This window comes from Mucilaginibacter pankratovii, from assembly GCF_014773265.1.
In the GTDB taxonomy this organism is placed as follows: domain Bacteria; phylum Bacteroidota; class Bacteroidia; order Sphingobacteriales; family Sphingobacteriaceae; genus Mucilaginibacter; species Mucilaginibacter pankratovii.
In genome coordinates, this window is record NZ_JACWMY010000002.1 from 67871 (window position 1) to 91944 (window position 24074).

21 protein-coding genes are annotated in these 24074 nt (G+C 46.0%); 5 read left to right on the forward strand and 16 right to left on the reverse strand.

Annotated features, from left to right (window positions below; translation table 11 throughout):
* The 3 genes from IDJ77_RS03295 to mscL are packed head-to-tail and all read right to left on the reverse strand — an operon-like array spanning nt 1 to nt 1270.
* Nucleotides 1-345, reverse strand: a complete 345-nt coding sequence (locus IDJ77_RS03295; RefSeq protein ID WP_191187507.1) for an MmcQ/YjbR family DNA-binding protein — start codon at nt 343-345, stop codon at nt 1-3.
* Complete coding sequence (locus IDJ77_RS03300) at nt 339-860, reverse strand: hypothetical protein (protein WP_191187508.1); 522 nt, start codon at nt 858-860, stop codon at nt 339-341. Before IDJ77_RS03300 ends, IDJ77_RS03295 begins: the two co-directional genes overlap by 7 nt.
* Nucleotides 860-1270 (reverse strand): large-conductance mechanosensitive channel protein MscL, encoded by a 411-nt coding sequence (mscL, locus tag IDJ77_RS03305; protein WP_191187509.1) that lies wholly within the window; start codon nt 1268-1270, stop codon nt 860-862. The genes IDJ77_RS03300 and mscL overlap by 1 nt, the downstream gene beginning before the upstream one ends.
* Before the next feature lie 148 nt (nt 1271-1418).
* On the opposite strand from mscL, the gene rpoN reads away from it, so the two are divergent.
* Complete coding sequence (gene rpoN / locus IDJ77_RS03310) at nt 1419-2894, forward strand: RNA polymerase factor sigma-54 (protein ID WP_191187510.1); 1476 nt, start codon at nt 1419-1421, stop codon at nt 2892-2894.
* Nucleotides 2895-3087: 193 nt separating this feature from the next.
* Here the strand turns inward: rpoN and IDJ77_RS03315 are convergent, their stop codons facing one another.
* The 4 genes from IDJ77_RS03315 to IDJ77_RS03330 form a co-directional block, all read right to left on the reverse strand.
* Nucleotides 3088-3411: a M15 family metallopeptidase gene (locus tag IDJ77_RS03315; RefSeq protein ID WP_191187511.1), complete on the reverse strand. Its 324-nt coding sequence runs from the start codon at nt 3409-3411 to the stop codon at nt 3088-3090.
* A gap of 518 nt (nt 3412-3929) precedes the next feature.
* On the reverse strand, nt 3930-4946 hold the full coding sequence (locus IDJ77_RS03320; protein WP_191187512.1) for a PorP/SprF family type IX secretion system membrane protein: 1017 nt from the start codon (nt 4944-4946) through the stop codon (nt 3930-3932).
* On the reverse strand, nt 4943-8446 hold the full coding sequence (locus IDJ77_RS03325) for a PKD domain-containing protein (protein WP_191187513.1): 3504 nt from the start codon (nt 8444-8446) through the stop codon (nt 4943-4945). Before IDJ77_RS03325 ends, IDJ77_RS03320 begins: the two co-directional genes overlap by 4 nt.
* 145 nt (nt 8447-8591) lie before the next feature.
* Nucleotides 8592-9296, reverse strand: a complete 705-nt coding sequence (locus tag IDJ77_RS03330; RefSeq protein ID WP_191187514.1) for an NUDIX hydrolase — start codon at nt 9294-9296, stop codon at nt 8592-8594.
* A gap of 150 nt (nt 9297-9446) precedes the next feature.
* Between IDJ77_RS03330 and IDJ77_RS03335 the strand changes: the two genes are divergently transcribed.
* From IDJ77_RS03335 to IDJ77_RS03345, 3 genes are read left to right on the forward strand one after another with little or no spacing between them, the layout of a single operon-like run.
* Nucleotides 9447-10151, forward strand: coding sequence for an ABC transporter ATP-binding protein (locus IDJ77_RS03335; protein ID WP_191187515.1), 705 nt, complete (start codon nt 9447-9449; stop codon nt 10149-10151).
* Complete coding sequence (locus tag IDJ77_RS03340; RefSeq protein WP_224750949.1) at nt 10144-12696, forward strand: ABC transporter permease; 2553 nt, start codon at nt 10144-10146, stop codon at nt 12694-12696. Before IDJ77_RS03335 ends, IDJ77_RS03340 begins: the two co-directional genes overlap by 8 nt.
* Before the next feature lie 7 nt (nt 12697-12703).
* Entirely contained in the window at nt 12704-13384 is a 681-nt protein-coding gene (locus IDJ77_RS03345; RefSeq protein WP_191187516.1) for an arylesterase, read from the forward strand.
* Nucleotides 13385-13501: 117 nt separating this feature from the next.
* Here the strand turns inward: IDJ77_RS03345 and fucP are convergent, their stop codons facing one another.
* Entirely contained in the window at nt 13502-14785 is a 1284-nt protein-coding gene (gene fucP / locus IDJ77_RS03350) for an L-fucose:H+ symporter permease (RefSeq protein WP_191187517.1), read from the reverse strand.
* A 154-nt stretch (nt 14786-14939) separates the two neighbouring features.
* Nucleotides 14940-16103, reverse strand: coding sequence for a glycoside hydrolase family 172 protein (locus IDJ77_RS03355; protein ID WP_191187518.1), 1164 nt, complete (start codon nt 16101-16103; stop codon nt 14940-14942).
* A gap of 225 nt (nt 16104-16328) precedes the next feature.
* Between IDJ77_RS03355 and IDJ77_RS03360 the strand changes: the two genes are divergently transcribed.
* Nucleotides 16329-17639 carry a DEAD/DEAH box helicase gene (locus IDJ77_RS03360; RefSeq protein WP_224750950.1) on the forward strand — a complete coding sequence of 437 codons (1311 nt, stop codon included), beginning with the start codon at nt 16329-16331 and terminating at the stop codon, nt 17637-17639.
* A 247-nt stretch (nt 17640-17886) separates the two neighbouring features.
* Here IDJ77_RS03360 and IDJ77_RS03365 read toward each other — a convergent pair whose 3' ends face one another.
* The 7 genes from IDJ77_RS03365 to IDJ77_RS03395 all read right to left on the reverse strand — a co-directional run bounded on the left by IDJ77_RS03365 (nt 17887) and on the right by IDJ77_RS03395 (nt 24061).
* Nucleotides 17887-18123: a VF530 family protein gene (locus IDJ77_RS03365; RefSeq protein ID WP_191187519.1), complete on the reverse strand. Its 237-nt coding sequence runs from the start codon at nt 18121-18123 to the stop codon at nt 17887-17889.
* A gap of 26 nt (nt 18124-18149) precedes the next feature.
* Complete coding sequence (locus tag IDJ77_RS03370; protein ID WP_191187520.1) at nt 18150-19457, reverse strand: MFS transporter; 1308 nt, start codon at nt 19455-19457, stop codon at nt 18150-18152.
* A gap of 14 nt (nt 19458-19471) precedes the next feature.
* Complete coding sequence (locus tag IDJ77_RS03375; protein ID WP_191187521.1) at nt 19472-20131, reverse strand: beta/alpha barrel domain-containing protein; 660 nt, start codon at nt 20129-20131, stop codon at nt 19472-19474.
* Nucleotides 20121-21167: a sugar kinase gene (locus tag IDJ77_RS03380; protein ID WP_191187522.1), complete on the reverse strand. Its 1047-nt coding sequence runs from the start codon at nt 21165-21167 to the stop codon at nt 20121-20123. Before IDJ77_RS03380 ends, IDJ77_RS03375 begins: the two co-directional genes overlap by 11 nt.
* Nucleotides 21164-22573: a glucuronate isomerase gene (gene uxaC / locus IDJ77_RS03385; RefSeq protein ID WP_191187523.1), complete on the reverse strand. Its 1410-nt coding sequence runs from the start codon at nt 22571-22573 to the stop codon at nt 21164-21166. The genes IDJ77_RS03380 and uxaC overlap by 4 nt, the downstream gene beginning before the upstream one ends.
* A 164-nt stretch (nt 22574-22737) precedes the next feature.
* Nucleotides 22738-23211 carry a DUF4920 domain-containing protein gene (locus tag IDJ77_RS03390; protein ID WP_191187524.1) on the reverse strand — a complete coding sequence of 158 codons (474 nt, stop codon included), beginning with the start codon at nt 23209-23211 and terminating at the stop codon, nt 22738-22740.
* Between the two features lie 241 nt (nt 23212-23452).
* Nucleotides 23453-24061 (reverse strand): alpha-ketoglutarate-dependent dioxygenase AlkB family protein, encoded by a 609-nt coding sequence (locus IDJ77_RS03395; protein WP_191187525.1) that lies wholly within the window; start codon nt 24059-24061, stop codon nt 23453-23455.
* Nucleotides 24062-24074 lie beyond the last annotated feature (13 nt).

Below are 24074 nucleotides of genomic sequence, written 5' to 3' on the forward strand. Positions count from 1 at the left end.
TTACTCATCAAAATTAATTAACGCAGCATACTTCTTTGGCGCTACTTCGCAATAAGCTACTTTCAATAGTTCGGTGCACATCTCCGGTTTAACTATTTGCAGGTTTATATGTGTCCACCCCAGTTTACCCCATTTGTTGGGTACAGGATAAACGCTATTATTATCGGCAAGGCAAAAGATATCCTGGTCGGCCGGGGATAGCTTTACGGTTGCCCGGTTTTCCGCAGCGTTCAGTGTGGCAAATATTTTTTTAGATATTTTGAACGAGCGATTTTCGAAATGCGCATCTTCAACCGAATCTGGTAGCGATAACGCTTCACGCTTGAAAAAACCTACATTCACCATTTTATTTGAACCCCATTTCGTTGATAAGCTGTTATCGTACAAAGTTCCGGGTCGGTTGATGAACACAACATTGTAACTGAATCTGAGGTGAGAAACACATAATCGTCATCCCTGAACTGCTGTGTGTAAGCCTGGTTATTAAATTCATAATCGACAATTGCGTGGTAGCTAAGTGCGCCTTTTATAGTCTTGCGGTTAAATCCAATAACCGTGCCTTTTGCAACCAGCCCGTGCGCTGCAAGTTCGTATTTTTTGTAAGCCCATCTCAATCCATACGCTCCTAAAACGCAACTAACCATTAGCCCTATTGAAGTAACGATGATTGAATTGCGCTGTTCTTCCGATGTCTGGCCGTTTACCCTAACAGCAATTAAAACTATAAATCCGCCACAAATACCAACTAAGGAGCCTATCTCATAATGCGAATTGTAACGATGTGAGTAACGTATAAATACGTAACCACTTACAAGAATCAATGCCGCAATGCTTCCGGTAAATATCCTCCTGGCCAACATTACTTCTTCGCAGCCAAAATATCCCTTATCTCAGCCAGTAAAACTTCTTCTTTACTTGGTGCAGGTGGCGCAGACGGGGCCTCCTCCTCTTTCCTTCTAAGCGCGTTAATGGTTTTTATCGCGGCAAATATGCAAAGGGCTATGATCAAAAACTGGATAATTGCGTTAATGAACAGGCCGTAATGAATGGCTACCTCGGCTACTTTCGCCGTGGCATCTGCCGGAGTAAGTACTATTTTTTTATCGGCAAAATCTACGCCGCCCGTAAGATATCCGATAGGTGGCATAATCACGTCAGACACTAAAGAGGTGACTATCTTACCGAAAGCCGCGCCGATAACCACCCCCACTGCTAAATCAATAACGTTGCCCTGAACGGCAAACTCCTTAAATTCTTTTGAGAATCCCATAATGTAAATGTTTATGTATTTTTAAAGTTATCAATATTTGACTATTGCAAACAAATTAAAGTTAAAAGCATTTACACCTTTACACTGCTTACCGCTTCTTTATTTTATAAGTTAAGGTAATTGATGTACTTTTGCCCTTGTCTTAATTATGCTTAAACAGAACCTTCAACAAAAACTTTTACAAAAACTTTCGCCGCAGCAAATACAATTTATAAAGCTGTTGCAGGTGCCAACCGTATCGCTTGATACGCGTATTAAGGAAGAATTGGAAGAAAATCCCGCACTTGAAGATATCAGCTTAGCCAATATAAACGAACCCGAGGAACAATACCCCGATCGCGACCCCGACGAAGACACCTACAACGGCGACGAGGAAAAAGGTGAAATGGACGAGTTTAATATTGATGATTACCTGCAGGAAGATAACGTAAACGACTACGGTTCGCGGTATGACCAAAACGGTGATGATGAAGACGAACGTAAAGAGATCCCTATTGCCGTGCAAAGCTCGTTTTTTGAGAGCCTGCAATCGCAGCTGGACCTGCTGCCGGTATCAGATAAAGATTTTGCCATTGGCAAGCAAATCATAGGCAGCCTGGATGATGACGGTTACCTGCGCAGGCCCATCATGTCGTTAACCGACGACCTGGCTTTTTCGCAGAACGTTATGGCCGAAGATGAAGAGGTTGAGGATATGCTTAAGGTGATCCAAAGCTTCGACCCTGCGGGTGTTGGCGCACGCAGCCTGCAGGAATGCCTGCTGATCCAGCTCCGTAAAAAAGACCCAAACGACCCTATCATCAAAAAAGCGATAATGGTGGTTGAGGATTACCTGGACGAATTTACCCGCAAACACTACGATAAGCTGGAGCGCTCGTTAAACATGAACTCGATAGAGTTGCGCGGTGTTGTTAACGAAATATTAAAACTTAACCCGAAACCGGGCGACAGCAATGAGGTAAGCACCAAGCAAATGCAGGTGATACCAGATTTCCACATTAGTAATAATGATGGCACGCTGATACTTACGCTCAACTCCAAAAACGCGCCCGAACTAAAAGTGAGCCGCTCTTACCAGGAGATGTTTCAGCATTACGATAAGGCTTCCCAAAAAGATAAAAAGCTAAAGGAAGCGGTACAGTTTGTAAAGCAGAAGCTCGATTCGGCCAAGTGGTTTATCGACGCCATAAAACAGCGCCAGCAAACCCTGCTGAAAACCATGAACGCCATTATGCAATACCAGTACGATTTCTTTTTAACCGGCGATGATAAAAACCTGAAGCCGATGATCTTAAAAGATATTGCCGACCGGATAGGCATGGATATCTCCACCGTATCGCGCGTAGCAAATTCCAAATACGTACAAACAGAACATGGCACCTTCCTGCTGAAATCCTTCTTCAGTGAAGCTATCCAAACCGAAAGCGGTGAAGAGGTATCAAACAAAGAGGTGAAGAAGATATTGGAAGAACACATTGGCCAGGAAGATAAACGCCACCCCCTTGCCGATGAAAAACTAACCGATATATTAAAAGATGCCGGCTACAACATCGCACGCCGCACGGTAGCCAAATACCGCGAACAAATGAATATCCCGGTAGCGAGGCTGAGGAAAGAGCTTTAATAATGGCAAGCCCCCCGGCCCCCCTTAAGCGGGAGCAGGAGTTTAGAATCAGAAAGCAAGACGATAAGATAAAAAAGCATAAAGCCCTTTAAATTAATTAAAGGGCTTTATTTTTGAATATTTGTCTTGATTCTTGAACTCTTGCCTCTATTCGCCAGCGCGAAATCAATGGATAGGCTGATTAATTATTCCTTCAGGCTCCGGTAGCGAATTGTACGTGCATTGGGTCTGGTGTGTGAAAATGCCGACCGTCGCTCCAACCGTGTTTCACCCAGATATCATACCACCAGTCCGGCAAGCTTTTGGTCATTGGTTTCTTACGCGGATTATGGAGCGGATCCCAATCAATGGCTATACCATAACTGTGCAATGATAATTTCGTGGGGTCGCTGGTGTTGGGTCTGAAATTAAAACAGCCGGCGGTGATATCCAACCTGTATTTGTGTAGCCAGGCGCGGATGTCGTCGTCAGTAGGGTTGTTCAATTGTGCAGCGGCATAGGCCCATATCTCGTTCATAACGTTTGTAAAAATAGGCGCAAGTAAAATATGCATTTGCAAGCCGGAGTACGGAGTCAGCGAACCATTGTCTCGTTGGTAATATAATTTCCAACCTGCTGGTGGCTTTACCAGTTGAATATGGGCGTGGACCCACGCTTTATTCTCAGAACCGTCGGTGTTGGCTGGGTTGCCAAACAGCGCGTTTATTTCGTGATAACCATGTGGTGTATTCATAAGACAAGGTATAGGATTAATGATTTGTGAATAAGTTACTTGCAAGCAAATATAGCTATACAATAAAACAATTACATACCGTGAAAAAACGGTATTTTTTAATAATATAATCTCTTAACGATTATAATCTATGCCGTCATACCCACCGCTTGTGTTTCCATAATTATTAGAAGCCACGCAAGTCAGCAAGAAGGGAGTTTTTGAAAAGCAAAATGCCCTTTGACTTACGCTAAAGGGCATTTTTTATATTATCTCATCGCAGCTTATTATAACTTCTGCTCCCCCTTCAGGGGGCTGGGGGGTTAAAATCCGTGCTGCGGGCTCTTTAAATTATAGCGGTTGTTGAGTAAGATACCTAACACAATTTCGTGCGAGCCGTTGCTTACTGTACGTAGTGCCGATGTGGTAACGTCGTAAGAGTAACCTACGTTTACCACGCTGCTTAGGTTAAAGCCCGCCAGCACGGCGTACGAATCGTCCTTACGGAAAGAGCCGCCGAACCAAAATCTATCGCGAAAGGAAAGCTTCATGGTAACATCAAATGTTATTGGTGCAGGGTCGATGAATTTTAACAATGCCGATGGCAATAGGGTAACATCATCTGATAAGAAGATCTTGTAGCCGCCGGTAGCAAAAAAGTGTGGCACTGTTTTGCTTTGGTTGGCGGTATTACCTGTAGTGATATAAAGGTTTTGCGGTAATATTTGCTGTGCCGATATCCCGAAATAAAACCTTGAAGAGTACGCCCAAACACCTACGCCCAAGTCGGGTTTCCACTGGCTGTTATTGATATTGTTTAAAACCGGGTCGTTGGAATTTTCCAGTGTTATCATATCGGTATTGAGGTTGATATGGCTCACCCCTGCCGATACACCAACGGCCAGGTTAAGCCGATCGGTTATGCCCAGGTGATAAGCATAAGTAGCATCGATATTGGTTTGCGTAATGGGGCCTGCTTTATCAGACACGATCATGAAGCCGATACCATGGTGAGGTTCGGCAGCGCGGTAGTATTGGGTAAACAGCCTGCTTGATGGATTTTCGCCGCCCGATGCCGGGAACGCTGTTGCATCACCCTGCACAAAATTATCGCCTATAGGTGCATTTATACTGAAGTAGCTGGTTACAGGTGCGCCCTGCAGGCCGGTCCACTGGCTGCGGTAGCCCAGTTTGGCATCGGTATAATTTTCTATGCCGGTTACCGCCGGGTTTAACAAATAGTTATTAAAAACGTACTGCGTGTATTGTGGCCGCTGTTGACTAAAAGCGGTTTGCATACAAAAGGAAAGCAATACGAGTAAAAGTAAATTTTTCTTCATCTGATAATTGTGACACTGCCCGAGACAACCTTACGGCCATTTTTGGGATTTATAATATAATAATATGTTCCTGATGGTAAGTTGGCGCCCTTGTACGTTCCGTCCCATGGAATACCATAACCAGTAGACGAATATACCTTTTCTCCATATCGGTTGTATACATCAACTGTGTTTCCGGGGTAGCTTTCTAAGTATTTTATGGTCCAGGTATCGTTAAAGCCGTCGCCGTTAGGCGTAAAGGTATTTATTACGGCTAACTTTTTCAGCACTTTAACAAAAATTTCGTCAGATGCCTGGCAGCCGTCGCTGCTGGTTACGGTTAAGGTATAACGTATGTCGTCAACTGCCGAGCAAACAGGATTTAAAACATCATCATGATCCAGCCCGGTAGCTGGTACCCATTTATAGCTTAAACTCTTACCTGCCGCTTGTGCTTTTAGTAATACGGTCCCTCCTTCCAGCAGCCCGGTATTTCCGCCTGCATTAACAGTTGGTGTAGGGTTTACTACAATATCCTGCGATGTTGTAAAATCGCAGCCGTTTTGAGCCGTAAATTTGTAGGTAATGGTAAAAGTACCAACGCCGGCCACGGCAGGGCTAAATAAGCCGGTAGCGCTTACATCCTTACCACTAAAAACACCCGTACCGGCAAAGCCGTTTTTATTAACAACAATTTGAATAGGTTCAACCTCCTGGCAAACTGTGCCTATTGGCGAAAGCGACACTACCGGATTGGCTTTTATCTCAATATCCTGCTCGGCAACATCCACGCAGGTTTCGCCGGAGTATGCTTCCATGCGTACCCGGTAAGTTTTACTGGCCGGGGTATTGAATAAGGTGTAACTGTGGTTATACGTCCGGCTGGCAGGCAAGTCGGCACGGGTAAAGGTTTCGGCATCCTGGCGATTGCCATTGTAATCGTAATACCAAACTATTTTAGTAAAGCTGCCAAAATCAAGAGTAGATGATTCGTGGAAGATAACCGGGCTGCTGCTGCAAAGCGCGTCTTTGTTATCTATACTAAACTTAGCCACAGGCTGGGCGCCATTCACGGTAAACTGCTGCGATTTGGTGAACGAGCAGCCGCCAGTCGATGTAACCGTTAAAGTAACCGTGTACACAGCCGCCACGGTATATCTGTGCTGCGCGCTTTTCGCGGTTGAGGTATTGGGGTTGGCAGCATTGGCGTTGGCATCACCAAAGTTCCATAAATAGGTAAAGCCACTTTCGGTGTTATCCGCTATCGTACTTTTATCGGTAAATTTTGCGGCATCAGATATACAAACATCGGGCAGCGAAAAATCTACAACCGGTATAGGGCCAACCGTAATGCTTTTTTCGGCGACTGCACTGCTGCACTCCTTATCGTTTATTAGTGTAAGTTTAATTTTGTAAGTGCCCGTAGCAGCATACAAAGGCGTAAATGGAGTCTTATCTGTGCGTGTTTCGGTAGTTCCGTCGCCAAAATCGTATAACCATTTCACAATAGGGCCATCACCCGGCGTCGATGCATCTGTAATAGTAATATCCCTATCGGCGCAAAAAGGGGTGCTTACATTAAACAGGGCAACCGGAAGCTTGGATATATGCACCTTCGTCGCACCTGAAGTATTAGAGCAGTCGTTTACATTTTGGGTTGTTAAAATCACGTTGTAATCGCCCGCTGCAGAGTAAATATGTTCGGGGTTTTGCTGTGTGCTGGTTTTACCATCACCAAAATCCCATAGCCAGGTTTTCAATTCGGCGCCCTTGGCATCGGTAGCATCTGTAAACTGTACAGGTTCGCCGGGGCAATTACCCAGGTAGGTAAACTTAGCGTCGGGATAATCGGTAATATTAAAATCAAAATCTATATCTGTAGTTAAACCGCATACATCACCATTAGGGTTTATTACGGTAGCGGTTACACCATAGTCTCCCGTATTAAACTTCACCGTTTTATAGTAATCGTAATTGTATAGCGTTTTTCCTTCTTTAACGGTAGTGGAGGCCACCAAAGGGTTATTGTCTGTAAAAACAGGGCTGCCGTCTTTAAAATCCCAGTCTATTTTTGTTGTTTGATAAGGTAGCGTGAGCTGTATCTTATACTCAATATCTTTGCAGCCACTAATCTTTGTAGGGCTGTTAGGCGTATTATCCTGCAGTGCTATAAACTGGTTTAAATTTTTAAGGCTGGCACCAGCCGCATAGCCGTAAGATTCGTACTGGCCAAAACCATAGGCAATGGCGTTAAAGCCATCTGCCGCCCGTATGTTATGGGTACCGCTGGAAACCTCTATCTGCGCATAAGCGTATGTGGGATCGCTGCTAAGCTGCGTAAAATCGGTATACGGCCGGCCATCAAGTGTAAAGGTAGATTTCTGCGCATCCTTAATAACCACGTTGATATAGTGTGCTGCTATATTGTAATAAGGGCTGGAATACAAGGTAACATGATCCAGCGTTTGCTCCGTAGGGGTCAACAGGATCATTTCAGGGTCGCCGAGGTCAAAAAAATCTGTTTGGCAACTATTCAACTGCTGTCCCTGCGATACGGCATATTGTACCACCTGTATCGGTTTATCGGCGGTTATAATATTGGGTTGTTGCGAGCTGAACTCGTAATTATATTGCCCCCGGGTTGGAATAAACGTTTTCTGCCCGTTAACCGTCAGGTTAGTATTATCATCGCTCATTATCACCCTGAAAATATCATAGTTGCGGTGTTTAAGCGGCACAGTGATATAACTTTTACCCCAGGAAGCGGTTGGGTAAACCTGCTGAAAAAAATTATCGGAAGTAAAACCTGCCTGGCGGCAGCCTATGCCAATTTTTGTACTGCCCGAGAAAACCGCTATCCGTTTGCAATCGCCATTATTGCTTTTGGTGCGGATAATGGTATTGGTTAGATCCGACAATGCAAGCCCCTGGTAAACTTCGCCTTTCCTTAGGGTGAGTGTTAACACCACCCCTGCTTTCGATCCGTCTAACAGGTCGGCGGTAGGTATTACCTCCACAATGGTATTATCCTCAGTGCCGATAACCATAAAGCAAGAATACGAGCGCAGGTTATCCATCTCGGAATTAGACTGCTGTGTGTAATTGATAGAGTAATAATTTTTGCCCAGTGCGTTTACAGGTAGCAACAACGTTGCGCCTGACACGCTGCTGGCATAAATATGCGCGTACACGGCTACACTTTTTAGCGCGGTAATATGCACGCCTTTTAAAAATTGGCCCTGGCTTTTTAAATAAGCACTGCGCGGAATTTGTACGGTAGTAACCTCGTTTGCAGTTACCGTAAAAAGAATGGATTTGCTGCCATCGGCAAATTCTACTTTTCCGGAGGTGTTGGTACCACTGGTAATGTAAAGGCTCATTTGGCTTTGGCCGGTACTCTCTATGTGCGACATGTAGGCCGTCCAAAACTCTTTGCCCTGGTTAGATTGGGCTAAGCCTGCGCGGGCGCAACAAATTAAAATGAATGCTATTGCTGCACCTATCGCCTTTACCCTATTCAATTTAATTGTTTGTTTTTATAATTTAAACTACCTGTAACAGCTTGCCCGAGTAATGAAACACACAAGCTATTTAAATAAATATAGCTTAAGCGTTTAGCATGCTGCAAAACACCAAATTGGTAGGTAAATATATTGTTTTTTGCGATTAAAAAAACTTATCGGGATTGGGTACCAGGTTTAAAAATTTCTCAAAGTTCTCTTCGTAGTGCGATTGATCCAGCCGGTAATAAAAAGCGCCTTTTTTTGACGACTGCTTGTCCTTTTCGGCCAGCTTCACCAAAAGGCCCGTAGAAAGTAGCTTGCGGCTAAAATTACGGTCGTCAAACTCGGTTTGGTACACGCCCTCGTACAGGGCCTGCAATTGCGGGATAGTAAACTTACCCGGCAGCAACTGGAATAAAATGGGGTGCAGTGCGGCTTTGTAACGCAGTTGTTTCAAAGCTATCGTCACCATTTCGGCATGGTCGAAAACCATATCGGGCATATTATCCAGCAAGAACCACTCCGGGCTGTGCTCGCCGCTTAGCTGCTCCTCGTATTGATGAATATCGATAAGAGCAAAGTACGTTACCGACAGGGTACGTTCCACGGGATCGCGTTTTGGGTTACCAAACACCATAAACTGATCCATATAAACATCTTTAAGCCCGGTGCGCTCTTCCAGCACGCGGTTTGCGGCATCATCCGGGCTTTCTGACGGATTGATAAAACCACCCATTAAACTCCATTTACCCTGCTCGGGGGTTAAACTGCGCTTTACCAGTAACAATTTAACGTTTACACCATCAAAACCAAATATGATACAGTCTACGGCAACTAAAATTCGATGTTGCCCGGGATATTCATGCATGCGAAGTACTTTTATTTACAAGTGTAAAAATAATATCCCCATTTAAAAAGAAACAGCCAAAATGTAATGCGTTTGTAAGTAAACATAATAGCGCCCAACAATCTTAATAATACTTTGATATTTACATTAGCTCAGCAAAATATACAAAATTTGGAAACTATCTTAAACATATCCAACCTCAATAAAACTTATAAAAGCGCCGGGCGCATGTTAACGGTTTTAGACAATATCAATTTCGCCATCGCTGCAGGCTCTACCAATGCCATAGTTGGCCCATCGGGCAGCGGCAAAACTACTTTGCTTGGGCTTTGTGCCGGGCTGGATAGCGCCTCATCGGGCATTGTGGAGTTAAATGGCGTTAACCTTGGCTCGCTGGGCGAGGATAAACGCGCGCAGGTACGCAACCAGTATGTGGGCTTTATCTTCCAGAATTTTCAGCTGCTGCCTACATTAACTGCTTTAGAGAACGTAATGGTTCCGCTGGAGCTTCGCGGAGAGAAGAACATTAAGGCCCGTTCTTTAGACCTGCTGGATAAGGTAGGCCTTGCAGACCGGGGGCACCACTACCCTGCCCAGCTTTCGGGCGGCGAGCAGCAAAGGGTATCATTGGCCAGGGCTTTCTCCAATTCGCCAAAAATATTATTTGCTGATGAACCAACCGGGAATTTGGACGCCGAAACCAGCGAAAAAGTGGTGAAGCTGATCTTTGATCTGAATACTGAAGCAGGTACCACCCTGGTTTTGGTAACGCACGATCTGGAACTGGCGGCCAAAACACATCGCATATTAAAAATAAAAGGCGGCAAGCTGGTATCTGATGAAAAAACCGGTAACGAACAGGCGGTAAATGGATAACGTAAATTATAACCGCAAAATAAACTTCGGCTGGCTGTTTAAAATGGCCGTGCGCGATAGTCGCCGTAACCGGGCAAGGTTGCTCCTGTTTATCTCCTCCATAGTGTTTGGGATAGCGGCGCTGGTTGCCATTTACTCGTTTAAATACAATATCCAAAACGATATTAACGCGCAGGCCGCTACCCTAATTGGTGCCGACCTCAGCATCAATGGCAATAAGGAACCCGATAAAAAACTGCAAACACTGCTGGATTCCATTGGCAGCGAACGCTCGGAAGAGCGCAGTTTTGCATCCATGATCTATTTTACCCGCACAAAAGGTACAAGGCTGGTAAACATCAAAGCATTAAAAGGTGCCTTCCCCTATTATGGCAGTTTAGAAACCACACCATTGCAGGCCGGGGCAGATTTTAAAACCGGTAAATATGCTTTGGTAGATAAAACCCTGATGCTACAGTTTAACGCCAGGGTAAACGATTCTATTAAAATAGGGAACGCCACCTTTGTAATAGCGGGTATCCTGAACAAAGCTCCCGGGCAAACGGGGCTGTCATCGGGCATAGCGCCTATTGTTTATATCCCGTTTAAATATTTGGCTGATACAAAACTCATCGGCACGGGCAGCCGCATTAACTATGCCTATTACTACAAGTTTAAACCCGGTTTTGATGTAGAGAAGCTGGCAAAGAAGATAGACCCCGCGCTTGATAAAGCAGACTATGGCTCAGATACGGTAGAGAACCGCAAAGAAAACACCGGCCGTTCCTTTGGCGACCTGTCGCGGTTTTTATCACTGGTAGGCTTTATTGCCCTGTTGTTGGGCTGCGTTGGTGTGGCAAGCGCCATTAATATTTACATCCGCGAAAAGATAGCCTCCATAGCCATTATGCGCTGCATGGGCGTAAAAGCATCCGAAGCGTTTTTAATTTATCTGATCCAGATAACCGGCATCGGGCTTATTGGCTCGGTAGCGGGTGCAATTTTGGGTACTTCCATCCAGCATTTGCTGCCTTATGTTTTAAAAGATTTTTTGCAGATAACCATATCGGTGCAAATCTCCTGGATGGCCATCTGGCAGGGTATTGGCCTGGGTATTATCATCTCGGTTTTGTTCGCATTATTGCCGCTCATCAATATCCGCAACATTTCGCCGCTTAATACGCTGCGCATGTCGTTCGAGGAAACCGCCACCAAACGCGACCCGTTCCGCTGGCTGGTTTATTTGCTTGTGGTGCTATTTGTGGTAGGCTTCTCTTATTTACAATTAAATGATTGGATAGGCGCCGTGGTGTTTACCATCGGCATTTTAGTGGCCTTCCTCATCCTTACCGCTATTGCCTGGCTGCTTATCCGCTTTACCCGCGTGCTTATCATGAGCAGTTGGAGCTATATCTGGCGGCAGGGCTTCGCCAACTTATACCGGCCAAATAACCAAACCATCATTCTTACGGTATCCATTGGTTTAAGTACCGCTTTTATCTGTACGCTGTTTTTGGTCCAGCAACTACTCATCAGCCAGGTATCGCTTTCATCCAGCGGCAACCAAAGCAACATGATCCTGTTCGATATCCAAAATAGCCAGGAAAAAGCGCTTGCCGAGCTTACCCGCAAACAAGGCCTGCCGGTACTATCGCAAGTGCCCATCATTACCATGCGATTGGACCGCGTGAACGGCAAAACCGCCGCCGATGCTAAAAAGGACAGTACCCTGCATATTTCACCACGTGCTTTTGCCTGGGAATACCGCGTTACCTACCGCGACTCGCTCACCAATTCGGAACAGATCAGTTCGGGAAAATTCATTGGCAAGGCCGAGCCTGGTAAGGATATCCCGGTATCGGCAGAGGAGCGCTTTGCCAAACGGATCAACGTAAAAGTTGGCGATAAGCTGATTTTTAACGTACAGGGCGTAATGATGAATGCCTATGTAAGCAGCATCCGCAAGGTAAACTGGAATAAGGTGCAAACCAATTTCCAGGTAGTGTTCCCCGCCGGTGTATTGGAAGATGCGCCGCAGTTTCATGTTTTGCTTACGCATGTGCCATCGCAGCCCGTATCGGCAAAGTATCAGCAGGCCGTCGTGCAGTCTTTTCCCAACGTCTCTATTATCGATCTGGGCTTAGTGCTTACCGTACTTGACGAACTGCTTGACAAAATAGGCTACGTGATCAAATTCATGAGCGGCTTTAGCATCATCACTGGTATCATCGTACTTATTTCATCTGTGCGCATCAGCAAATACCAGCGGATAAAGGAGAGCGTTTTATTGCGGACCATGGGCGCCAGCCGAGGCCAGATCTTTTCTATCACCGCTTTGGAGTACCTGTTTTTGGGCACCCTATCGGCTTTAACGGGTATCGTCATAGCCATTGCTTCAAGCTGGCTGCTGGCCAAATACACTTTTGATATGCCTTATAACGTTAACCTATGGCCGGTGGCAGCCATATTTTTTGCGATCACCTTTTTAACGGTGATCATTGGCCTGCTTAACAGCCGGGGTATTTTAAACAAACCACCGCTGGAGGTGTTACGTTCAAACGCATAATTATAAGATGAAACATTTATTCAGGATAACATCTGTACTGGTGTTAACTTTATTTTTAACAGCATGTGGCGGCGATAAAAAACCGGCGCAAAGCGATAGCACTTCAACCGGAACCGCTGCAGCCGGCAAACCAAAAAAGGTAATTTTATTTTTTGGCGATAGTTTAACAGCCGGCTATGGTTTGGATGATGCTACGCAGGCCTTCCCGGGTGTTGTGCAGACTAAGATAGATTCGGCAAAATTGCCGTACATCATTATAAACGGCGGACTAAGCGGCGAAACGTCCGCAGGCGGAAGAAGCCGTATAGACTGGCTGCTAAAACAGCAACCCTTCGATATTTTTGTGCTGGAACTGGGTGCTAACGACGGCCTGCGCGGCCTGCCCGTGGCTGATACAGAAAAAAACCTGCAGGCTATTATTGATAAAGTAAAAGCCAAATATCCGCAGGCTAAACTGGTAATGCTGGGGATGCAGGTACCAACCAATATGGGCGCTGCCTACTCATCCGATTTCAAAAACATCTTCCCTGAACTGGCCACCAAAAACAAGATGACGCTTGTACCCTTTCTGCTGCAGGGTGTGGGTGGCGTACGTAAACTAAACCAGGCCGATGGTATCCACCCAACCGAAGAAGGCGCTAAAATTTTGGGTGCAAATGTTTGGGAAAAACTGAAAGAGATATTATAGACACGAATTTTACGAATGCCGCGAATTCCACTAATTTTTAGAACTTGGCTATTCGGTATTTTAGCCGCTTATAAGATTCGTGAAATTAGAATAATTCGTGAAATTCGTGTCTGATTTTTAATGTCCACCTACCATCTCCACCTTCTTCACTTTCAAGTTCTTTAAGGCAAACCAAAGGATGGCGACGAAACTGATACCCGGAACCAAATAGGCAACCTGGATATTAAACATATCTGACACGCGGCCCATTATTGGCGGCATAATAGCACCACCTACAATACCCATAATAACCAGCGATGAACCGAGCTTTTTGGTTTTGGCAGTAAGATCGCGGATGCTGAGAGAAAATATGGTTGGGAACATGATAGACATAAAGAACCAAACAGCCATCAGCGTATAAACTGCCGCGTTGCCAGTTAGGTTAACAGCCGATATAATAAGTACAATGTTGATGACAGCGTAAATAACCAGCAGCTTTACCGGGTTAAAGTAGCGCATAAGCAATGTACCAATGAACCTGCCTGCCATAAAGCCTGCAAAGGCCGCAGGTAAATAAATGGTGGATGCGACTTTTTCTGACAGGCCCGCTACCTTTTCGCTAAAGCGGATAAAGAAGCTGCTTACACATGCCTGTCCGCCCACATAAAAGAACTCGGCCAGTACGCCGCTCATCAGTTGCTTGTTTTTCAACAGTTCGGCAATACGGTCGCCAAGGGGGCGTTTTTCTTCATTGGCCTCACCTGCACTTTCCTCGTGGATCACGGGGAAGGTGGTACGCCATACCATTACTGCCACTATAAATACTACAATGCTTATTACGATAAACGGTATTTGTACCGATGAGGCTTCATGATTTAAATATTCGTTCAGTTGCGCAGGCGACATCGCCTTTTCTTCAGCTTCGGTTAGGGTTTTGCCGGAGAGGATAAAAAAGCCCCCCATCAACGGTGCAACGGTGGCTGCAAGGCCGTTAAACGATTGTGAAAAATTGATACGTTGTGTAGCCTTTGCCGGATCACCAAGTACCGTGATGAGCGGATTGGCGGCGGTTTCTAAAAAGGCCATACCCGAAAATACGATAAATAAAGCGCCCAGGAAGAACGCGTAGTTCCTAACGGCGGCGGCCGGATAAAACAGGATGGCACCGAAAGAAAACAGCAGCAAGCCCAACACAATACCGCCTTTATAGCCGTATTTCTTCATAAACAGCGCTGCCGGTATAGGCAATAGGAAGTAGGCAATGTAAGAAGCCGAGTCAATTAGAGAGGATTGAAAATCGGTTAACTGACAAGCCTTCTTAAGGTGCGGGATCAATATCGGGTTAAGGTTCAGGGCAAATCCCCATAAAAAGAAAAGGGAAGTGATGAGCGCTACTGCTATTACGTTGCTGTTTTTTTGCATTTAGTTAAAATCTTAAATTGGTGGGCTGAATATATATTATTTAAAGACAGCTTGTATACCATTAAGCGAAATTGCCAAAATAGTGTTAGCAATTGCGTTTAACGCTTAATATTCCCCTGTAAAACAAAATACCGTGTGCGGATTGCTTTTGTGCTTAGTTCACCTCCAAATCATCCTTCGATGGTAGTTTAGGGAAGGCGCCATGGGGCCCGGTCTGATACCAGAATACTACCGATGCCAGGTCGTCCTGTAAAGGCAGGTACCGGCCACCGGCACGCCAGCCTAAAGCCTGCAGGGTTACTTTCAGGTTCTTTTCAAAACGGATAGGGTCGGCAATGTGCCAGCGGTACAGGCCAAAACGCTGGGCAACATTATACAGACCGTCGCCTTTTATTACCTGCGGCAGGCCGGTGTATGGCCCGCTAAACTCGGTGTAGGCATGGGTTTCGGAGCCATCCGGGTTTTTGCGGCGGGTATCAAAATTGTACGATCCGCAGAAATAATCCTCCGTACCCGTACCAATAATGGTTGGGAATTTGGTATCGCCATCCATAAAAAATTTGATCTCCCCCTCGCCCCACCAGCCATTTTTGTTAGATCCATAAGCCAGGTAAGTACCCACATATTGCCCTTTGCCCTGTATGCTATCTACCAAAACATAGTCCTTTTTATACGGCAGCGGGTTTATCCGGCGGAACTGCGCGTGGAAATAGCCGGCATCCTCGGGTACTTTGGTCAGCGTGTAATCTACCTGGTAATACAGCACCATGTCTTCATTGTCGATATTCTCCATGGTGATGCGGCATTTCTTTTTAAAAGGCATGGGCCAATAGCAGTTGAACGCGCTGCCCGGGTTCACTACCACTGCCAAAGAAGTAATAGGCGCATACTTACCCCAACCCATGCAAAAGAAATCGCCTACAGGGGCCTCTACCGATGGTGTGGTTTCATCGTCCCAATAAAAACGGATGATAGAATAACGCCAGTTGCCGGTAGGAGTCATCCAGATATGCTGAACAGAGCCCGGTCCGTCTATTTCGGCAACGGTATAAGTAGTATGTTTTTTGATGACAACGCTGGGGCTCACCTTCCAGGTTTGGCCCAGTTCACGGGAAGCGCCGGCTCCGGTACCGGTGGTGGCCATGCCGCCTTTGCCTTTTTCGCCGTTAAAATTTTCGGGACTAATGGAGCGACTGATGGCATCCGAGGTACGGAAGATGTTGCCCATGTTGTTATTTAACCCATCGTATTTTTGCTGCGCACGCGCAACAAAGGCAAGGGCGCACAGCATCCCCGCTAAAAATAAATGCTTCTTCATAATTGAGGTTTATAAAAATAAAAGTAGGAAATAGTTTGCAGTTGGCAGTGGGCAGTTTGCTTAGTTCGGAGTTTCCAGTTAGACGCAATACTAAGCCACTCATGCAAAACTAACTAACCTGAACTGCCCACTACCCACCGCACAAACTGCGAGCTGCCCACCGCAAACTGCAAACTGGTAACTGCCAACTAAAAAAAGTATCTTTGCACCCTCAAAATTAGTACAATGGTGTGGGCAGATAAATTTAAGCTGAATAAACAATTGGTAAAATCGGTAACCGAAGCAGGCTTCGATGTACCGAAGGAAATACAGCTAAAAACGCTGACCCGCATAACCGGCGGGCAGGATGTTATTGGCATCGGTCCCGAAGGTTGCGGCAAAACCACCACCCTGGTTTTGGCTACTCTTAACCGCTTTAACCACAAAGCCGATGGTGTGCCACGCGCTTTAGTTTTAGCTCCCGACCAGGAACGCGTTTTTGAGATAGTAGAACAATTTGAAAGATTAAACCGAAATGCATCCATCCGCATCGTAAGTCTGCATAATGGCACCCCGGTTGACCAGCAAATGGATGACCTGGCCGATGGCGCCGACATTGTAGTGGCCACGCCTGATCGCGCCCGTGCCATTTACCTGAAACTTGGTTTGAACCTGAACAAGGTAAAATTTTTGGTGGTAGATGATGCTCACCTTATTGTTAAACAAGGCCTGCAACTCCCTGTGGTTGAACTGGCTAACAGTATAGATAAAGGCCAGCATATTGTATTCAGCGAGGTATTGCACGATAAGCTGCACAAGATGATAGCACCGTTTATGGTGAACCCGGCTACGATAGAGGTTGATGAACTCCCCGAAGAAAAGGTAGCTACCCACCCGCAGATGCTGTACCATGTACCCAACTTTGGCACCAAGCTAAACCTGCTGAGCCTATTTATGTACGATGAGGAACTGTTTACCAAAACGGTTGTCTTCGCCAATACAAAAACTACCGCGGAAACGCTTTATAAGAGCCTGGAGAACCGTTTGCGTAAATCGGTAGCTCTATTAGCTCCCGCTTTTTTTGAATATAACCAGGTAAAGGATATCAGCGAATTTAAGGCGAATGAGGCTTTAAGGGTATTGATCATAGCAAATGAGAGCGTTGAATCTATCGACTTAAAGGAGATCCCATTCATCCTGCATTTCGATTTGCCGCTGGAGAAGGAAGTATTCATCAACCATATCATCAATACCAATACTACTGCCGAAGAAGAAACCCTGGCCATTACTTTTGCTACCGATATTGAGCTAGACCAGGTGCGCAAGATAGAACAGGCTACCGGGCAAAAAATGCAAAGTGTGGAATTACCGGAAGAATTAGTTATTGAAAAAACCCGCAAGCAAAAGGAAAGCGAGAAAGCTGTAAAGCCTGTAAAAGTTGACCCTAACAAACACGTACCGGGAGAAGCTTTTCATGAAAAGAAACCGGAAAATGCCAAGACTTACAACCTCAGTGCAAATAAGAAGGCCAAGATGAATAAGAAGAAAAATCATTAAGATTTGATCTTTTAAAATGCCACCGGGCTGGTTTTGTGCGGTTTTAGGTGTCCCACTTTAGGTGTTCCAGGCATTTTATTGCGCGCACAGCTATTTTATTTAATAGTTTAACTTACAAATATTTACAGCCATTACCTAAAGAGTAGGGATGTCCCAAAGTGTTTCACGAAAAACTGTAAATCACTGATAATCAATACTTTTTCGAAAACAAGTGTCCCACATTTAGAAGTGGGACAGCCGGATAGCGCTAAGCCTTATCCGTGGGCATCTCCTTGTGATATTTAACGTATAAATCTTCTACCTTTTTGCGCGCCCAAGGGGTTTTACGCAAAAATTTAAGGCTGGAGTTTACACTCGGATCTTCCAAAAAGCAATTAATGCGGATGCGGTAACCCAACTCGGCCCAGCCAAAATGCGCCACCAGGGCGTTGATGATGGCCTCTAATGTTTTGCCCTGCAGCGGGTCCTTAGGTTTTTGCTCCATAACGCAAAGGTAACCATTTACACAGTTTATACATCCTTGCCGTGCAATTGCACAGGCTTCATGGTGGGCGTTAGCAGGTGCATGATGAGCCAGGCCGCTAAATAAGCGCAGGCACAAATAGCGAATATGATATTGTAACCGGCGGTGATATGCCCGGCCTCTTTATTCGCTTCCAAAATATAGCTGATGAGCAACGGGAAGAAGATCCCGCCTACCGAACCTGCCATACTCCCAATGCCCACCACAGAGCTTACAGCCTGCTTAGGGAACATATCCGACGCGGTGGTGAAGATATTGGCGCTCCAGGCCTGGTGAGCGGCTGCAGCGAGGCTTATAAGCGCCACTGCCTGCCATACATTGGTTGCATACCTCGCCGCGAATATCGGCAGCACGCAAAGGGCAAATAAAAACATCGCTGTTTTACGCGCCCTAAAGACAGGCATCCCCCGTTTAATAAACCACGACGACAGATACCCGCCACCAATGCTGCCAATGGTAGTAGCGGTGTAAACCAGCACTAAAGGCAAGCTCGGCTTTTTAAGATCGAGGTTAAACGTAGTGGCAAAGTAGGAAGGCAGCCAGAACAAGAAGAAATACCAGATAGGATCTGTCAACAGCTTGCCCGCCACAAAGGCCCATGTTTGCCTGATGCCAAAAAGTTCCAGCCATTTTATTTTGGTTTCGGGTGTACCTGCGGCGGCAGCTTCGGAAGTATCGCTGTTGATGAATTCAAATTCCTCGGTAGAGATCTTTTTGTGTTTGGCCGGCGTTTCGTAAAAGATGCGCCAAAATATCAGCCATACAAACCCGATAGCGCCGGTGATGATAAAGGCCATTTGCCAGTTGTAAACGCCCAGGATCCAGGGTACCATTACAGGGGCAACCACCGCGCCTATATTAGCACCCGAATTAAAGATCCCCGTTGCCAGCGCCCGCTCGCGCTTGGGGAACCACTCGGCCACGGTTTTAATAGCCGCCGGAAAGTTACCCGATTCGCCAAGCCCCAGTGCGGCTCTTACGGCAATAAAGCCAAAAGTTGTTTTAACGGCGGCCGTTAGCACGGCAGATACGCTCCAGAAGATAATGGATATGGTATAACCCATCTTTGTACCCAACTTATCAATAATGCCGCCAAAAGCCAGCAAACCAAGCGCATATGCCGCCTGGAAAGCCATCACAATGTGGCCGTAGTCGGTTTCCGTCCAGTGCAGTTCGTTTTCCAGCGTGGGTTTCAGCAGGCCGATAACCTGCCTGTCGAGATAGTTGATGCTGGTAGCGAAAAACAGCAGCGCCACCACGCCCCATCTGTAAGTAACACTTTTGGGTTGTGCCATTATTGTACTGGTAATTATTTACTTAACTGCACCAATTCTAATGCTTTTACGGTATCGGCATATAGCTGCTCGTACAAACGCTCGTCGAGCACCTGCTTGCTGATCAGCTTGCTGCCCATGCCCACCGCGCATACCCCCGAACGGAACCAACCCGATATATTGCCTGCTTCTATCTCCACACCACCGGTTGGGATAAACAGCTGCCCCGCGAATAATTCCCTTATCGATGACATAAAAGCCGGACCTAAGATATTGGCCGGGAACAGCTTGATCAGCATCGCTTTATACTGCTGCGCGATATGGATCTCGGTAGGTGTCATACATCCCGGGATCCAAAGCATTTTATAGTTTGATGCCACCATGGCAACTTCGTTATCCACTATCGGCGATACCAAAAAATCGGCACCTGCATCTACAAAAGTCTCAGCTTCCAGCCCGGTTTTTATGGTGCCAATACCTAAGTATAAACACGGCATTTCTTCAACCACCGCCTTTTTAATCAAGCGGAAATTATGCAACGCCTCTTTGCCTCTATTGGTATATTCCAATACCCGTACGCCTGCTTTATACAGGGTTCGCACAATTTCTACACTCACCTCCGCATCTTCATAAAAAAACAAGGGAAGCATCCCCTGCGTTAGTATGCTGTCTAATACTTCTTCTTTATTTGCCATCCTCTATCGTATTAGTAATTTCTTCAACTGTATTTGTGGTAGCATCGCTTGCCACAAAAAGTTTTTTGAATGCCGCCGCGGTTGCATACTCTAATGTTTGCTGCGGCGACAGGTTGTTATAAAAACCGTATATCAGCCCGGCCATAAAGCAATCGCCCGAGCCTACTTTACTTACTATTTCTTTTGCGCTGTATTCGTGCGAGCTGTAAAAATCACCTTCGGCATACAGGGCGGCATAGTATTCAATTTCGCCCGAACCATCAAACCTGAAGGTATTGGCAACAGCCTTGCATTTTGGGAAAAGCTCCACCATTCTTTTAGAGGTAGACAGCGCTTCCTTGAGGTAAATACTCTTTTGCCCGCTCTCGTGGATATCCCCCAAAACGGGGATGCCGAGCATCGTTTCGGCTGCCCAGATATTGCCCATTATTACATCGCAGTACTTTACCAGCTCTGTCATAACATCCTGTGGTTGTTTGCCGTACTGCCATAGCTTAGAGCGGTAATTCAGATCCACCGATATGGTGATACCCCTTGCAGATGCCGCCTGTAAAACCTCCAGGCATACATCCGCAGTTTGCTGGCTGATGGCGGGGCATATCGCGCTGAAATGAAACCAGGTAACACCCGTGAGCGCCTTATCCCAATCCACCGTGCCGGGTGTTAGTTCGGCAAAAGCGGAGTTGGCGCGGTCGTATATCAGCGCGTCGTGCTTCAGGTCTTTTCCTTTGGTGAGGAAATAAAGCCCTATCCTGCTGCCGCCATAAAACACTTTGGAGGTGCTGATGCCTTTCTGATTTACATAACCGATCACCTGATCCGACAAGCCGTTTTTTGGCAGGGCCGTAAAATATTGCGATGGCACATCCCAAAGGGATAAGGCCGAAGCCACGTTCAATTCGGCACCGCCAACAAAAACTGATAAGGCATTGTCGGCCAGCCATTGCCCGCCATCATCCGGACTAAGCCTTAACAGTAATTCGCCGAAGGAAAGTACCGCGCCATCTTTATAGTTCTTTGATAACCCCTTGCTCATTTCTTATCAAAATCAAAGTAATTCTTTGCGTTAAAGTAGCAGATATCCTGAATGATCTTGCCCGTCCAGCCGATATCGTTTGGTAGTTCTCCGTTCTCTATATCATCCGCGAACAGGTTGCATAGTATCCGCCTGAAATATTCGTGGCGGGGAAACGATAGGAAACTGCGCGAATCCGTCAGCATCCCTACCATGCGGCTGATAAGCCCCATATTGGAGAGCGCGTTGAGCTGCTTGGTCATGCCGTCCTTCTGATCCAGGAACCACCATGCAGAGCCCCATTGAATTTTACCTGCCACCGAGCCATCCTGAAAGTTGCCGGCCATGGTTGCCATCAGTTCGTTATCTGCAGGGTTGAGGTTATACAGGATGGTTTTAGCCAGTTTATCCTCGGCGTCCAGCCTGTCCAAAAATTTGGAGAGGCTTTTTCCCTGGTGAAAATCACCGATAGAATCGCGGCCGGTATCCGGGCCCGCTTGTTTAAAGCCGCGTGTGCTGTTATTGCGCAAGGCGCCAATGTGGTACTGCTGCACCCAGCCCTTCTCGTAATCCCAGATGGCAAACTGGTACAACATGTACGATTTAAACTTGTTATTCTCCGTAGTGCTGATGGTCTGGTTGCTCCTTATTTTCGCAAAGATGTCACTTGCTTCCTTCTCGGTGCAATCTTCCGCATACATTTGGTCAATCCCATGGTCAGACACCGTACAGCCGTTGACAGCAAAGTAGTTATGGCGTTTTTTTAAAGCGGAGATATAACGGTAAAAATCAGTTATCTCACTATCCACAACCTTTTCCAGTTGGTTGATATAACTGTTAAGCGCGGGAATATTATCGCTGTTCATTGCCTTATCGGGCCTAAACGCGGGCAATACCTTCACACCGAAGTTATCGGCTTTTATTTTTTTGTGATGCTCCAGGTTGTCGATAGGGTCGTCTGTAGTGCAGATCACCTCCACATTCATTTTTGTGATGAGGTTGCGCACACTGTACTGGGGACTTTGCAATTTGGCCGTGCAATCATCGTAAATAAAATCCGCGGTGCCCGGCATCAACCTGGAGGTGATACCGAAGTAGCGCTGCAGCTCCAAATGTGTCCAATGGTAAAGGGGGTTGCGCAGTGTGTAGGGCACGGTTGCCGCCCATTGCTCAAATTTCTCTTTATCGCTGCGCCCGCCGGTGATGTAACTTTCATCTACGCCGTTGGCGCGCATGGCCCGCCACTTGTAATGGTCGCCGTGCAGCCATACCGAAGTGATATTGTCGAACCTGATATCGTTGGCAATTTCGTTTGGCGGCAGGTGGCAATGGTAATCTATAATGGGCATATCGGCGGCAAAGTCGTGGTATAAACGCCTCGCCGTATCCGTTTGCAGCAAAAAATCCTTGTCGAGAAAGGTCTTCATAGGTATAATAATTCCGGGATTTGTAATTATAGGGTTATTCTGCCAAATACTAAAAATTTATCTACGAAAACGTTGCCGGAAGATGCGAAATGGCACATCCTGATAAAACAAAAAAACCTGTGAGGTGGTCACAGGCTTTAAATATCACGGTTGTTATGGTCTCGTTACTTTACCACCAAAACACCATCGGCCATAATGGAGATATCTTTTTTAGGCTCTTTTATAGCGGCAATTTCGGCTTCGCTTTTACCAGCGTCTTTAGCGTAGTGTACCAAACGCTCAACCGAGGTTTCTTTAACCTTGGCAAGGCCTTCAACCACAACGGTTTTACCAACAATATTCTGCGGCATAAAGTAAGCGTAATCTGTAAACTGCACCATAATGGTTTTGCCATCCTCCTGTGCCAGTTTCATAAAGCAACCTTTCTTTTTGCAAACCTCTACCACGGTACCTGTAACTTTACCTGTATAGGCGGTATCGGCACTTAGGGTGGTTTTCAACGCAGCGGTAGTTAAAGCGTTATCGGCGGTTACGGTTTTGCCATAAGTTACACCGGCATCGGCGGGTTTAATATTTGTTTGCGCAAAAGTTACTGCCGAAAAGCAAAGGCAGATCATCAATAATGCTATAGCTTTCATATGGTTAATTTGGTTTTTGATAATAGATATGCCTCACAAAAATAAGATAATAAGGCGTACATTTCCTAATTAGTTTATACTGATTCCTGATAAGCGCATCCCAGGTTAAAGAAGTACTTCTACAGATCGAAAAGATGCGTCGTCTATCGGCCGACTATAAGTTTTACTTTAAATAATGTTCATAGACATTTGATTAACAAACTTATTTTACTTTAAAGAAAGTGGAATTGAGATTATTATTCTACGATATCACCCTAAATGTAAGATTGATCCTCTCCCCTAACGCCGTTGCGGATTTAGGCACCTGGTGCTCCCATTGGTGCTGCAGGTCGCCTTTCATCATAAGCAGCGAACCATTCTCCAGCTCTACCGAGTACTTCTGTTTCTTATCCGTTTTATGCCTTACATCAAACCTACGAATCTGTCCAAAGCTTACCGAGGCGATAACGGGGTTAACGCCCAGCTCAGGCTCATCATCGGCATGCCAGGCAACAGAATCATTGCCATTGCGGTAAAGGTTCAGCAGAACGCTGTTAAACGTGATACCGGCGGCGGCATCTACCCTACTCTTAATAAAGAGCAACTCATTCGTCCATGGGTATGGGTCGTACTTTTTGCCGGAGAAGGCGTAGGTTTTGCTGTTGTCGCCATACCATGCCGTAAGACGTGGTGTGTTCAGCAGTTTGCCGTACATCTGTATGGTTTCCTGGTTCCAGCGAATGTTGGTTTTTAATGATGGGATAAGCGCGTTGCACTCGGCTTTTGTAAAAAAGCCGGGCTTGTATTCCATCAAGTCGGCGGGCAGTTTAGGGCTTTGCAGGCCGCCATCAAAAAAGCTGAGCTGTTCCATTTGGGTAAATTAA

Excerpts from the sequence above, each read along its gene's own strand:
- IDJ77_RS03295 (WP_191187507.1), bottom strand. The coding sequence starts at position 345 with ATGGTGAATGTAGGTTTTTTCAAGCGTGAAGCGTTATCGCTACCAGAT.
- IDJ77_RS03300 (WP_191187508.1), bottom strand. The coding sequence starts at position 860 with ATGTTGGCCAGGAGGATATTTACCGGAAGCATTGCGGCATTGATTCTT.
- mscL (WP_191187509.1), bottom strand. The coding sequence starts at position 1,270 with ATGGGATTCTCAAAAGAATTTAAGGAGTTTGCCGTTCAGGGCAACGTT.
- rpoN (WP_191187510.1), top strand. The coding sequence starts at position 1,419 with ATGCTTAAACAGAACCTTCAACAAAAACTTTTACAAAAACTTTCGCCG.
- IDJ77_RS03315 (WP_191187511.1), bottom strand. The coding sequence starts at position 3,411 with ATGAACGAGATATGGGCCTATGCCGCTGCACAATTGAACAACCCTACT.
- IDJ77_RS03320 (WP_191187512.1), bottom strand. The coding sequence starts at position 4,946 with ATGAAGAAAAATTTACTTTTACTCGTATTGCTTTCCTTTTGTATGCAA.
- IDJ77_RS03330 (WP_191187514.1), bottom strand. The coding sequence starts at position 9,296 with ATGCATGAATATCCCGGGCAACATCGAATTTTAGTTGCCGTAGACTGT.
- IDJ77_RS03340 (WP_224750949.1), top strand. The coding sequence starts at position 10,144 with ATGGATAACGTAAATTATAACCGCAAAATAAACTTCGGCTGGCTGTTT.
- IDJ77_RS03345 (WP_191187516.1), top strand. The coding sequence starts at position 12,704 with ATGAAACATTTATTCAGGATAACATCTGTACTGGTGTTAACTTTATTT.
- fucP (WP_191187517.1), bottom strand. The coding sequence starts at position 14,785 with ATGCAAAAAAACAGCAACGTAATAGCAGTAGCGCTCATCACTTCCCTT.
- IDJ77_RS03355 (WP_191187518.1), bottom strand. The coding sequence starts at position 16,103 with ATGAAGAAGCATTTATTTTTAGCGGGGATGCTGTGCGCCCTTGCCTTT.
- IDJ77_RS03360 (WP_224750950.1), top strand. The coding sequence starts at position 16,329 with ATGGTGTGGGCAGATAAATTTAAGCTGAATAAACAATTGGTAAAATCG.
- IDJ77_RS03365 (WP_191187519.1), bottom strand. The coding sequence starts at position 18,123 with ATGGAGCAAAAACCTAAGGACCCGCTGCAGGGCAAAACATTAGAGGCC.
- IDJ77_RS03370 (WP_191187520.1), bottom strand. The coding sequence starts at position 19,457 with ATGGCACAACCCAAAAGTGTTACTTACAGATGGGGCGTGGTGGCGCTG.
- IDJ77_RS03375 (WP_191187521.1), bottom strand. The coding sequence starts at position 20,131 with ATGGCAAATAAAGAAGAAGTATTAGACAGCATACTAACGCAGGGGATG.
- IDJ77_RS03380 (WP_191187522.1), bottom strand. The coding sequence starts at position 21,167 with ATGAGCAAGGGGTTATCAAAGAACTATAAAGATGGCGCGGTACTTTCC.
- uxaC (WP_191187523.1), bottom strand. The coding sequence starts at position 22,573 with ATGAAGACCTTTCTCGACAAGGATTTTTTGCTGCAAACGGATACGGCG.
- IDJ77_RS03390 (WP_191187524.1), bottom strand. The coding sequence starts at position 23,211 with ATGAAAGCTATAGCATTATTGATGATCTGCCTTTGCTTTTCGGCAGTA.
- IDJ77_RS03395 (WP_191187525.1), bottom strand. The coding sequence starts at position 24,061 with ATGGAACAGCTCAGCTTTTTTGATGGCGGCCTGCAAAGCCCTAAACTG.